10 protein-coding genes are annotated in these 12,546 nt (G+C 73.4%); 9 read left to right on the forward strand and 1 reads right to left on the reverse strand.

Annotated features, from left to right (window positions below):
* Positions 1–151 precede the first annotated feature (151 nt).
* From OHA89_RS39340 to OHA89_RS39355, 4 genes are all read left to right on the forward strand, one after another.
* Complete coding sequence (locus tag OHA89_RS39340) at positions 152–1,765, forward strand: class I adenylate-forming enzyme family protein (RefSeq protein ID WP_331761687.1); 1,614 nt, start codon at positions 152–154, stop codon at positions 1,763–1,765.
* Between the two features lie 48 nt (positions 1,766–1,813).
* Positions 1,814–2,128 (forward strand): antibiotic biosynthesis monooxygenase, encoded by a 315-nt coding sequence (locus tag OHA89_RS39345; protein WP_257559691.1) that lies wholly within the window; start codon positions 1,814–1,816, stop codon positions 2,126–2,128.
* Between the two features lie 67 nt (positions 2,129–2,195).
* Entirely contained in the window at positions 2,196–2,510 is a 315-nt protein-coding gene (locus OHA89_RS39350) for an antibiotic biosynthesis monooxygenase (protein WP_257559692.1), read from the forward strand.
* Positions 2,503–4,164, forward strand: coding sequence for an FAD-dependent oxidoreductase (locus tag OHA89_RS39355; RefSeq protein WP_266615979.1), 1,662 nt, complete (start codon positions 2,503–2,505; stop codon positions 4,162–4,164). The genes OHA89_RS39350 and OHA89_RS39355 overlap by 8 nt, the downstream gene beginning before the upstream one ends.
* A 15-nt stretch (positions 4,165–4,179) precedes the next feature.
* Here OHA89_RS39355 and OHA89_RS39360 read toward each other — a convergent pair whose 3' ends face one another.
* Positions 4,180–4,944: a thioesterase II family protein gene (locus tag OHA89_RS39360; RefSeq protein WP_266947395.1), complete on the reverse strand. Its 765-nt coding sequence runs from the start codon at positions 4,942–4,944 to the stop codon at positions 4,180–4,182.
* A 440-nt stretch (positions 4,945–5,384) separates the two neighbouring features.
* On the opposite strand from OHA89_RS39360, the gene OHA89_RS39365 reads away from it, so the two are divergent.
* The 5 genes from OHA89_RS39365 to metK all read left to right on the forward strand — a co-directional run bounded on the left by OHA89_RS39365 (position 5,385) and on the right by metK (position 12,543).
* Positions 5,385–6,341 (forward strand): aromatase/cyclase, encoded by a 957-nt coding sequence (locus OHA89_RS39365; protein ID WP_331761690.1) that lies wholly within the window; start codon positions 5,385–5,387, stop codon positions 6,339–6,341.
* Positions 6,342–6,364: 23 nt separating this feature from the next.
* On the forward strand, positions 6,365–8,134 hold the full coding sequence (locus OHA89_RS39370) for an acyl-CoA dehydrogenase (protein ID WP_406368843.1): 1,770 nt from the start codon (positions 6,365–6,367) through the stop codon (positions 8,132–8,134).
* Between the two features lie 47 nt (positions 8,135–8,181).
* Entirely contained in the window at positions 8,182–9,021 is an 840-nt protein-coding gene (locus OHA89_RS39375) for a 4'-phosphopantetheinyl transferase superfamily protein (RefSeq protein WP_257559697.1), read from the forward strand.
* Positions 9,022–9,130: 109 nt separating this feature from the next.
* Positions 9,131–11,221 (forward strand): condensation domain-containing protein, encoded by a 2,091-nt coding sequence (locus tag OHA89_RS39380; protein ID WP_266615987.1) that lies wholly within the window; start codon positions 9,131–9,133, stop codon positions 11,219–11,221.
* A 113-nt stretch (positions 11,222–11,334) separates the two neighbouring features.
* Positions 11,335–12,543, forward strand: a complete 1,209-nt coding sequence (metK, locus tag OHA89_RS39385; RefSeq protein ID WP_257559699.1) for a methionine adenosyltransferase — start codon at positions 11,335–11,337, stop codon at positions 12,541–12,543.
* The last annotated feature ends 3 nt before the right edge of the window (positions 12,544–12,546 follow it).

Genomic DNA, 12,546 nt, shown 5'->3' on the forward strand with positions numbered 1-12,546 from the left:
TGAGTGCGCTTCGAAGCTCCTTCGAGCACGAATGCCGACGGTGGTACCCGACACCCGCAGGAGCCGCCCGCCGGCCCGCCCCCCGGCCCACCGCAAGCCGCCCGGCCCCCGGACCGCCCGACCGTCAGCCGCCCGACCAGTGAGGACAGCCGTGCCGCGATTCACGTATCCCGAACTCCCGCTGGACACCCTGCTGCGCCGGGCCGCCGTCCGCGACCCCGGCGGCTGCGCCATCGCGGCGGGCGCCGACACGGTCACCTTCGCCGAGCTCGACGACCGGGTCGACCGGTACGCGAGCTACCTGGAGCACCGGCTCGGCCGCCGGGGCGCCCGCGTGGGCGTCGCCAACGTCCTGGACGCGGACTTCGCCGCCGCCTACTACGGCACCGTCCGCAGCGGCAACACGGTCGTCCTGGTCAACCCGCTGATCAAGGAGGCCGGGCTGGTCCACGTCTGCGCCACGGCCCGGGTGGAGGTGGCCCTGGTCCCGACGGCGACGGCCGAACTGCTCGTCAAGGCGCGCGAGCAGCTGCCCGCCCTCGCCGAGATCGTCGTGACCGACGCGCCCGACGGGGTGGTGCCCGCGGACACCCTGCCGCTGGCCGTCGTCCTGGACCGGGCGCCCGCCGTCGGGCACGGCCCCGCCGGACTCGGCGCCGGCAGCGCCGACCTGGCCGCCGACGCCTGCATCCAGTTCACGACGGGCACGACGGGCCTGCCCCGCGGAGTCCGCCTCAGCCACCGCAATCTGGTGGCCAACGCCGCCCAGACCGCCGGTGCGCACGGCCTCGGCAGCGACAGCGTGACCCTGAACCACCTGCCGCTCTACCACGTCATGCACCTCAACTCGGCGATCTACGCGGGAGCCCGCCAGGTGCTGTGCTCCGACCCGGCCCCGACGGCCGCGCTCGAGCTGGCCGCCCGCAGCGGAGCCACCCACTTCTACGGGCTGCCGGCCCGCCTGCACCAGCTCGCCGCCGCCGTCCGCCTCGGCGAGGAGGACGGCGCCGGCCGGGCCGCCCCGCCCGCCGGGCTGCGGCTGAAGGCCGTCCTGTCCGGCGGCACGGGGCTGGCCCCCGCCGCCACCCGGCAGCTCCAGGACTGGCTGGGCGTCCCCGTCGTCCAGGGCTACGGGATGGCCGAACTCTCCCCGCTCGCCCACAGCCAGGACCCCGAGCACCCCCTGACCGGCTCGGTCGGTGCCCCCGTGGCGGGCACCCGGTGCCGGATCGTCGACCTCGCCTCCCGGGAGCCGGTCGACGTGTACAGCACCGGCGAGGTCCAGATCCGCGGACCGCAGGTGATGACCGGATACCTCGGCGACGAGGGCCACGGGCACCTGGATGCCGAGGGCTGGTTCTCCACCGGCGACGTCGGCTACGTCACCCCGGACAACGTGCTCTTCCTCGTGGACCGGCTCGGCGATGTCTTCAAGTACGACAACGAACTCGTCTCACCGACCGCCGTCGAGCGGATCCTCGCCGAGGACCCGCGCGTCGCCGACTGCGTGGTCGTGGGCTGGCCCGACCCCGTCCACGGGGCCCTGGTGTGGGCGGGGATCGTGCTGCGCGAACCGACCGCCCCGGGACTGCTCGACCTCGTCGACTCGATCGTGGTGCGGGCCAACGAGCGGCTCGCGCCCTTCGAGCAGATCCGCCGCGTCGAGGTCGTCGACTCCGTTCCGCGCACGCCCGTCGGCAAGCCGGAGCGCCGCGGCCTGCGCCGCACCCTCCACGAACGGGCGGCCGCCGAGGCCGCCGCCTGATCCCCGAACCGTCCACCGTCTTCGTTCCCCCCGATTTGAGGAGAGACCATGACCACCTTCATCAACAAGCTGACCGTGCAGGGCGACGTCAACGAGTTCCTGGCCGCCAAGGAGCCGATCACGGCCTTCATGAGCTCGCAGCCCGGCCACATCGGCAACCGCACCCTGCGCAACCTGAACGAGCCCGGCGTCTTCGTCGAGGTAGCCCACTGGGACGACCAGGCCGCCCACCAGGCCGCCGTGGGCAGCGAGGAGTTCCGCGCCCTCGTCGCCCCGCTCGCCGCGCTCGCCAAGCCCGAGCCGGGCCTCTACGAGGTGGTCGAGGCGGGCGCCCGCCTGCAGGAGGACGGCACCTACGCCTGATCAGGCCAGGCGAACCGTCCCCCCTTTTTTCATCCCCACCGATAACCCCGATTCGAGGAGAACCACCATGGTGACTTTGATCAAGAAGATGACCGTGCTCGGCGACATCAACGAGTTCCTGGCCGCCAAGGACCCGGTCACGGCCCACCTCGCCGCGACGGAGGGCCACGTCGGCAACCGCACGCTGCGCAACCTCGGCCAGCCCGGGCTCTTCATCGAGATCGCCCACTGGAACGACCTCGACCAGTACGAGGCCGCCGTGGGCAGTGCGGAGTTCCTCGCCCTCGCCGCCGTGCTCTCCCCGCTCGTCACGACCGAGGCGGGCCTCTACGAGGTGGTCCCCGTGGGCGCCCGCCTGGACGCGGCCGGTACCTATGCCTGATCAGGCCCAGGACCGGACCGGTGCCCGGACGCAGACCGGGGCCGCCCAGGTCCTGGTCGTCGGCGCCGGGCCGGTCGGTCTGACGGCCGCCCACGAACTGGCCCGCAGGGGCCTGCGGGTGCGGCTGATCGACGGCGCCGACGGGCCCGCGCGCACCAGCCGCGCGGTGGCCGTGCACCCGCGCACCCTGGAGACCTTCGACCAGATGGGCGTCGTGGCGCCGGTGATCGAGGCCGGGCGCCGCAACCGGGCCTTCACCATGTTCGCCCGCGGGCGCAAGCTGGTGCGGCTGGACGCCGACTACTCCTCCATGCCCACCCGGTACCCGTACACCGTCATCATCGAGCAGACCCGCACCGAGGCGGTGCTGCGCGAGGCCGTGGCCCGGCTCGGCGTCCGCGTCGAATGGGGCGTGCGGCTCACGGACCTCGCCCAGGACCCCTCCGGGGTGCGGGCCCGCCTGGAACGTGCCGACGGCACGCGGGAGGAGTACGAGGTTCCCTGGCTGGTCGGCTGCGACGGCGGCCACAGCACGGTCCGCAAGCAGTTGGAGCTGCCGCTGATCGGCGAGTCCAGCGAGACCTGGGAACTGGCCGACGCGCCGGTGGTCACCGGCCTCGCACAGGACAGCATCTACTGGGTGCACACCGGCCGGCAGGCGATGATGATGGTGCCGTACAGCCGCCAGGGGCACTGGCGGCTGCTGGACACCGCGCCCGCCGGTGACACGGCGGGCAGCACCGCGAGCCGCTTCGGCGCCAAGCTCAGCGCGGGGCTCGGACAGAGCGTCAGCGTGGGCGAGCCGCAGTGGACCTCCGTCTTCACCTTCCAGCAGCGCATGGTGCCCCGGATGCACGAGGGCCGCTGCTTCGTGGCCGGTGACGCCGCGCACGTGCACAGCCCCGCCTCCGGGCAGGGCATGAACACCGGTGTGCAGGAGGCGTACAACCTGGCGTGGAAGCTCGCCCAGGTCGAACAGGGCTGGGCCGGGCGCGAACTGCTCGACACCTACGGCCAGGAGCGCGTGCCGATCGGCAAGGCGCTGCTCGGCAGCACCCGTACGGCCACCTTCCTGGTCCAGTTCAAGAACGTGATGGCCGGGCTGATGCTGCCGGTCGTCTTCGGCGTGGTGCGCAATGTCCCGCCGCTGCGCCGGGCCATCCAGCGCAAGGTGCTCGGCGGCATGTCCGGGCTGCGCCTGGCCTACCCCGAGTCCTCACTGACCACCCCGGACCCCGGCATCGGGACCCCGGCGGGCAGCCGTGCGTCGGCCGCCGCCGCCCGCTTCCCCGGCGACCCGGGTGCGGACGCGCTCCAGGAGGAACTGCGCGACACCCGCTGGTCGCTGCTGTACGCCGCGGGCGGCCGCGGCGCGGCCCGCCGTGCCGCGGTCAACGCGGCCGCCGAGCACGGCCCGTGGCTGTCGGTACGAACCGTCGGCGGGGCCCCCGGCGAGGGCCCCGGAGCGCTGGCCGACCCGGACGGCCGGCTGCGTCAGGCGCTGGGCCTGGTGCCCGGCGGCTGGGTGCTGATCCGGCCCGACGGGTACTTCGCCACCAGCGGCGCCTCGCTGACCGGCGAGATCCTGCGGCGGGCACTGGCCCCGCTGGGCCCTGAGGCCGTACGGGTACGCGAGCCCGCCGGCGCTGTCTGAACCGCCCCCCGACGGTCAGACGGCGCCGGCGAGCGAGGCGGTCAGCCGCGCCGACACCGTGCGCAGCACGGCGGCCGTGTGGTCGCTCAGGTAGAAGTGCCCGCCCGTGAACACCTCCGAGTGGAAGTCGCCCGTGGTGTGCCGCTGCCAGGCCAGCGCCTCCTCGACGGTGACCTTCGGGTCCGCGTCGCCGGTGAACGCCGTCACCGGGCAGCGCACCGCGGCTCCGGGCCGGTAGACGTGCGTCTCCACGGCCTTGTAGTCGCCGCGGATCGTCGGCAGCAGCATCGCCCGCATCTCGGGGTCGTCCAGCAGCTCGGAGCCCGCCGCCTGGTGGGACTGGATCTCGGCGACCAGCGCCGCGTCACTCACGTCGTGCCAGCGCTCGCCGCGGCTGACCGAGGGGGCCCGGCGGCCCGAGACGAACAGCTCGACGGGCCCGTCCCCCCGCTCCTCGAGGCGCTGGGCGACCTCGAAGCCGAGGACGGCTCCCATGCTGTGCCCGAACAGGGCGAGCGGCTTGTCCCGGTACGCCGAGAGCTCCTCGGTGATCCGGTCGGCGAGGGTGTGGATGTCGTCGATCAACGGCTCCATGCGCCGGTCCTGGCGGCCGGGATACTGCACGGCCAGCACCTCGACCGAGGGCGAAAGCGCCTGGGCGACCGGGAAGTAGAAGCTGGCGGAGCCGCCCGCGTGCGGCAGGCAGAGCAGGCGTACGGCCGCGTCGGGGGCGGAACTGAAGAGGCGGAACCATTCCGGATCGCCGCTGGGCCCGTTCATCTGCTTCTCCGCTCGCCGCTCTTGATCGTTCTTGATCACTCTCGATGACCGGTTCCAGGGTGCAGGTCGGGGCGGCTGCGCGAAACCCCGGACCGGCCGCCACGGCCGCTCGCTCGACGGGACCTCGACCGGATCTCCGGCGCGCCTCCGGCCGTCCGGGAAACCCTGTCGATCAGCGGGTGTCACCGAACCCGCCGTGATCCGTACGACCCGGCCCACCCCCGTCCCGGTCGTACGGCTCGCAGCGCCCCGGCCGGCGCGCTGCACCAGATCCGAGGCCGTCGCCCCTCCTGACGAGGACGCGACGGCCTCGGATCGTTGCGTCCGGCGCGCCCGGCCGCCCGGATCCTCGAGGGCCCCTGGAGAGGTCGAGACGGATTCAAGCGGCTCTCCGGTGGATCTTGTCAATCTCGAGAGCCAGGGCGAGAGAGGTTGAGCCGATGACGGGTGACCGAGTGCACCGCAGGACATACGCGGTGGACGTGGCGGCGCCGGCAGGCGTGGTCTACGGGTTGATCGCGGACACCACCCAGTGGCCGCTGTTCGTGCCGCCGAGCATCCATGTCGAACGGCTCGACTTCGACGGGATCCGCGACCGGTTCCAGATGTGGGTCACCGCCAACGGCACGGTCAAGTCCTGGCTCTCGCACCGCACTCTGGACGCGCAGGCCCACCGCATCGACTTCCACCAGGAGGTCCCGGCCGGGCCCGCCGCGTCCCTGGGCGGCCGCTGGACGGTCGAGGCACAGGGCGCCGCAGGCTCCCGGCTGACGCTGGACCACGAGTTCACCGTCGCCGACGACCGGCCCGAGGACCTGTCCTGGGTGGAACGGGCGACGGACACCAACAGCCGGGCCGAGCTGGCACGGCTGAAGGAGACCGCCGAACGCTGGACCTCCCTGGACTCCCTGCTCCTGTCCTTCGAGGAGTCCGTACGCGTCAAGGGACCGGCCGAACTCGTCTACGACTTCCTCTGCGGCATCGCGGACTGGCCCGGCCAGGTCCCGCACGTCTCGCGCGCCGACGTCGCCGAGGACCAGCCCGGCGTGCAGCTGGTCCGCATGGAGACCGTGTCCGGACCGGACCAGGCACAGACCACGGAAGAGGTCCGGATCTGCTTCCCGCACGCCTTGCGGATCGTCCACAAGCAGACCCGGACGCCGCTGCTGCTGGAAGCGCACACCGGGGAATGGTCGGTGATCCCGGACGAGACGGGCGTCACGGCCGTGGCCCGGCACAACGTCCTGCTGCGCGAGGAGGCCGTCGAGGCGGTGCTCGGCCGGGGCGCCGGAATCCAGGACGCGCGCCGCCACGTACGCGAACTCCTCGGCGGGCAGAGCGCCACCGTCCTGAGCCTCGCCAAGCGGCACGCGGAATCCACCATTCGAACCCTCTGAACCGGGAGTTGATCAACGCCATCATGACCACCTCCCTGCACGCCCCTGACTCCCTGTCGGCCACGGACGCCACCGCCTCCGCCTCCCACGAGGCGGCGGCGCTGCGCCGGGCCGCCCGGCTGGAGGCCCTCCTCGGCGCCCCCCAGGACCCCGCCAACCCGCACGGCATCGCCGCACTGTGCGCCGCCGACTCCCGCGGGGAGCTTCCGGCCGCCACCGAACGGCTGCTGACCGGGACCGGCCTCGCGGCCGAGTTCGTCCCGGCCGAGTTCGGCGGCCGCCTCACCCGCGCCGACCTGCTCGCCAAGGTGCTGCGCCCGGTCTTCCGCCGCGACCTGGCCCTCGGCTTCGGCTTCGGCATCACCTCGCTCTTCGCGAGCGCCGCGGTATGGGCCGCCGGCACCCCCCGCCAGCGCGAGCGGACCGCGGACCTGCTGCTCGGGGGCGGACGGGCCTCGATCGTCCACCACGAACTCGCCCACGCCAACGCCATCCTGCGCGACGAGCTCGTCGCCACCCCGGACCCGCGCGGCGGCTACACGCTCGACGGCCGCAAGAACGTGATCATGAACGCGTCGCGGGCGGGCGCGTACGTGGTCTACGCCCGCACCGCGCCCGAACGCGGCCCCCGCAGCCACTCCGTGCTGCTCCTGGACCCCTCAGAGCTGCCCGCCGACGGCATCCGGAAACTGCCCCGCGTGCCCACCCCCGGCATGCGCGGCGGGATCTTCTCCGGCCTGGAGTTCACCGGATGCCCGGTCCCCGAGGACGCCCTGGTCGGCAGCCCGGGCGAAGGCGTCTCGCTGGCCCTGCGCACCTTCCAGGTCAACCGCTGCCTCATCCCCGGCGTCGCCATCGCGGCCGCCGACACCGTGCTGCGCTCGGCCGTGCGCGCCGCGTCCACCGGACGCAGCACACCCGTGGCCAAGCGCTGGCACAAGCCGCTCGCCGGGGTCTTCGCCGACCTCCTGGCCTGCGACAGCATGGCCACCGTCGCGCTGCGCTCGCTCAGCCTGCTGCCCGAGCGCGCCCACATCCTGGCCGCGGCCGTCAAGTACGTGGTGCCGGACCTGCTGCGCGAGAGCCTGGAGGAACTGTCCACCGTCCTCGGCGCGCACGGCTACGAACACGGCAGCCCGAGTTACGGATCCGTCGACAAGCTCGTGCGCGACCTGCCGGTCGCGGGCCTCGGCCACGCCGGCACGGCCGCCTGCCACGCCGTCATCGTCCCCCAGCTGCGCAGCCTCGCCGAGCGCTCCTGGTTCCTCGCCGAGGAGCCGCCGCCCGAGCTGTTCCGCAGCGGGGCGACCCTGCCCGTGCTCGACTACCGGCTGCTGGGCATCGCCAGCGGCGAGGACTTCCTGTCCGCCTCCCTCATCGGCTCGGCCGGGCGCCTCGCCGCGACCCGGGGCGTCGGCGGCCAGATGGCCGTCCTCAGCGACCTCGCCGAGGGCTTCGTCAACGAACTGCGCGCGCTGCGCGCCGAGTGCGCGGCCCTGCCCGCCACCCGGGCCGCCCTGACGGACCCCGCCGTCGTGATCCTCAGTGACCGGTACGCCATCGTGCAGGCCGCCGCGGCCGTACTGGGCATCTGGGAGGGGCAGGACGGCGCCGACCCCTTCCTCGCCGACCCGGCCTGGGCGGTCCTCGCGCTGTCCCGGCTCGCCGGGCGGCTGGGCATCGTCGTACCGGACCTGCCCGAGAGCTGTCTTCGCCAGGTGCTGGACGAACTCGTACGCCGCTACCGCGGGGGCCTCAGCTGCGACCTCGACGGCAGTGAGCTGAGCCAGTGAGAGGGAACCAGCGGGGGAACCAGGAGAATCGGAGAGGGAACCACTCCATGCCTCACCAGATCGCACCGGAAGAGCGGACCATCGCACCGCCCATCCACGTCTCCGGACCCGGCGGGCCCTGGGACACGGTGTGCGAGAACCTCGAACGCGACGGCTACGCCGTGGTGTTCGCCACCTGGGGGGAATGGCTGACCGCGGCCCTCTCGGATCCCGAGCTGCGCCCGCTGCTCGGCCGTGACTGGCAGCGCTACCGGCGGACCGAGAACGCGGCGATGCGCTACTGCTTCGTCGCCTCCCGCATGGTCGTGAAGTACACGGCCGCCGCGGCCTTGAGGACGGGTCCCGCCTCGCTCGACCTCGCGTACAAAATCGGCGGAAGGCCGTACATCCGCGGATTCGACCAGATCGACATCAGCCTGAGCCACACCGACGACCTGATCGTGGTCGGTGTCAGCAGGACGGGACGGATCGGTGTCGACACGGAATCCGCCGGGCGCAAGATCTCCTTCGAGCTGTTCCACGACCACATGTGCACCCCCGCCGAACTCGCGGAGCTCAAGCGCATGTCCCAGGACCGCCAGAGCTCCGAGATGCTCCGGCTGTGGACCCTGAAAGAGGCCTACACCAAGGCGCTGGGGCAGGGACTGCGGCTGGGCTTCACCGAATTCGGCTTCGGTCTGGAGAGCGGTGACCTGCTCGCCCCGGACGGCTCCCCCGCCTCCCGCGGGGAGTGGGCGTTCGCGACCTACCCGGTGCTCGGCGACCGCTACCTGGTGAGCGTGGCCTGCCACGACACCGGGCTCGACACCGCCCGCGACACCGCCGTCCACACCATGCTCGACGAGGGCTTCATGGGCGCGGTCGAGGAAGGCCTGGCGAGCGCGTGAAGCCGATGAGCAGGCCGTGTCAGCGCCGCGTCAGCGCCGTGTGGCCGCTGCTCGCATACTCGTTCACCTTTCCATGCCCGATGCACGCAGCCGACCGAGGAGGGAGCAGATGGCCGCGCCCGTGACGGTGATCGTCACTCCCGGCCCGCCGCCTTCGCTCGACCTCCACGGACCGCTCACGCAACGGGCCCTGGAGGCGGCGCTCGCGGCGCTGCCGCCGTGCACCCCCACGCTGCACCGGCACACCGAGACCCATCACACGCTCCAGGTGCCCCCGCCGCCGTTTCCCGCGGGCGTCCTCGCGGACCTGCTGGCCGCGCCGCGCTCCGAGGACGCCGCGCCCCGCCCGCGCGGCGCCGACGACCTGAACTCCGGTCCGCCCGGGGAGGCCGGCGCGCCCGAACCGGTTCAGGCCGCGGCCCCCGCCGCCCCGCTCCAGCGGGACGTCCTGCTCGACGCGCTGGCCCGGCCCGGCGCCGGGCTGCACGCCGGGCAGGTGTACTGGCGCTGGCACGGCCCCCTGGACGTCGCCCGGTTCACCGCCGCCTGGCAGTCGCTCGCCGACCGCGAGGCGGTGCTGCGCGCCGCCCTGGCCCCGCCCGTGCGCGACGCCGGCCCGCAGATTGCCGTCCATCCGCACGCCGCCGTGGAGATCCTGCGCCACCGGCACGACGCGACCGACTGGAGCACCCTGCTGGTCGCCGAGCGCGCCCGCGCCTTCGACCTGCGCCACCCCGGACCGCTGCGCATCGCCCTGCTGGACGATCCGCCGCCCGGGGAGGGCGGCGCCCGCTCCACCCGGATCCTGATCACCTATCACCAGGCCCTGCTGGACAGCAGCAGCGTCCGTACCCTGCTCGGCGCCTTCTACCGGGCCTACCTCGCCGACGGCCGGGTGCCCGGCGGGGAGCGCCGCCCCGACGTACGGGACCACCTGCACTGGCTGCACGCCCAGAACCTGGGACCCGCCCGCGCGTTCTGGTCGCGGGCCGCACCCTCGCCCGACGCCGCGACCCTGCCGGCCCGACCCGCCGCCCGCACCACCGGCGGACTCGGCCACGGCCGGAGCCGGCTCACCCTCACCGCCGCCGAGGCGGTCCGGCTGCGCGAATGGGCCGCCCAGTGGGGTGCGACCGAGAGCACCGCTCTGCACGCGGCCTGGGCACTCCAGCTCTACCGGCCGTCCGCCGACCTCGACGCGAACCCGCGTTCCGTGGCCTTCGCCGTCTCCGTCTCGGGCCGCGGCATCTTCCTGGAGGGCGTCGAGGCGCTGCCGGGCCCGTTGCACAACCCGCTGCCCGTGCAGCTCGTCGTCGACCCGGCCGCGACCGTGTCCCGGCTGCTGGCCGACCTGACCTGCCGGGCACTGGACGCCGCCGCCTACGAATGGGTGTCGGCCGGGCAGATCCAGGCGTGGGCGGGCACCTCCCCGGACGCGGGCCGGCTCACCGAATCCCTGATCGTGTTCGAGCCCCCGGCGCAGCGCGGACACGGGTACGGAGAGAACGCGTACCGCGAGGACGTGTACCGCGAGGAGCTCGCCGCCGAGGGCATCCGGGTGGACCCGCCCGAGGCCGTCGGCCCGCTCACAGGCGTGCCCTTCACCCTCGCCGCCCGCCACGAGGCGGACGGCTCCCTGGTGCTGACCGCCGTACACGACCGCACCCGCTTCTCCGACAACGCGGCCGCGCTGATCCTGTCGCAGACCGCGGGCCTGCTGCGCGAACTGCCCTTCTCCACCGACGGGTTGACGACCGTAGCCGAGGCGCTCGGGCTGCTCTCGGGGGCCCGCGTGCCCCCGGTCACCATCCGCCCGACCGGCGCGCTGCGCCTGCTGCGCGAAGCCGCCCACCCGGGCGCCGGCACGATCTGCCTGATCCCGCCGCCGGACGCGCCGCCGGACTGCTACGGCGGGCTCGCCGATCTCCACCCGGGACCGGAGGCGCTGGCCACCCTGACCGCTCCTGCGGACGCGGCGGACTTCCTGACCGGGCTGCGCCCCGTACTCGCCACCGGGGAGCCCCTCGTCCTGGGCTGCTTCTCCGGCGCGGGCGCCCTCGCCTGCGAGATCGCCGACCGGATCGCCGCGCACGGCTGGTACCCGCCGCTCGTCGTGATCGCGGGCGCCGCCGACGGCGGACCGGATTCCGCCCGCGCCCTCACCGGGGCACTCAACTCCGCGACCGCGAGACCCGGATGAGCCGCTGACCTGCGGCCGCTGCCTGTCGACCCGGGCACGCGCACCTCGTCCGTCCGGGCTCTCCCACCATCGCTCTGCCATGGGCCGAGCGACCTCTCCCACCCTGGAGCACTATGTCCCGCCGACTGTTCACCTCAGAGTCCGTCACCGAAGGCCACCCCGACAAGATCGCCGACCAGATCAGCGACACGATCCTCGACGCGCTCCTCACCCAGGACCCGACCTCCCGCGTCGCCGTCGAGACCCTCATCACGACCGGTCTCGTGCACATCGCCGGCGAGGTGACGACGAAGGCCTACGCGCCGATCCCGCAGCTCGTCCGCGACAAGATCCTCGAGATCGGCTACGACTCGTCCGCCAAGGGCTTCGACGGCGCCTCCTGCGGCGTCTCCGTCTCCATCGGCTCGCAGTCCCCGGACATCGCGCAGGGCGTCGACACCGCGTATGAGAACCGGGTCGAGGGTGATGAGGACGAGCTCGACAAGCAGGGCGCCGGCGACCAGGGCCTGATGTTCGGCTACGCCACCGACGAGACCCCCGAGCTGATGCCGCTGCCGATCCACCTGGCGCACCGGCTCTCGCGCCGGCTGTCCGAGGTCCGCAAGAACGGCACGCTCCCGTACCTGCGCCCCGACGGCAAGACCCAGGTCACCATCGAGTACGACGGCGACACCGCGGTGCGCCTGGACACCGTGGTCGTCTCCTCGCAGCACGCCTCCGACATCGACCTGGAGGGCCTGCTGGCCCCCGACATCCAGGAGCACGTGGTCGAGTACGTGCTGGCCCAGCTGGCCGAGGACGGCATCAAGCTGGACACCGAGGGCTACCGGCTGCTGGTGAACCCGACCGGCCGCTTCGAGATCGGCGGCCCGATGGGCGACGCCGGCCTGACCGGCCGCAAGATCATCATCGACACGTACGGCGGCATGGCCCGCCACGGCGGCGGGGCCTTCTCCGGCAAGGACCCGTCCAAGGTCGACCGCTCCGCCGCCTACGCCATGCGCTGGGTGGCCAAGAACGTGGTCGCCGCCGGTCTCGCCTCGCGCTGCGAGGTCCAGGTCGCGTACGCGATCGGCAAGGCCGAGCCCGTCGGCCTGTTCGTCGAGACCTTCGGCACCGCCAAGGTCGACACGCAGAAGATCGAGGACGCCATCGGCGAGGTCTTCGACCTCCGCCCGGCCGCGATCATCCGCGACCTCGACCTGCTGCGCCCGATCTACGCCCAGACCGCCGCCTACGGCCACTTCGGCCGCGAGCTGCCGGACTTCACCTGGGAGCGCACCGACCGCGCCGAGCAGCTCAAGGCAGCGGTCGCCCGCTGACAC

The sequence above is a fragment of the Streptomyces sp. NBC_01546 genome (assembly GCF_045208355.1).
Taxonomy (GTDB): Bacteria; Actinomycetota; Actinomycetes; order Streptomycetales; family Streptomycetaceae; genus Streptomyces.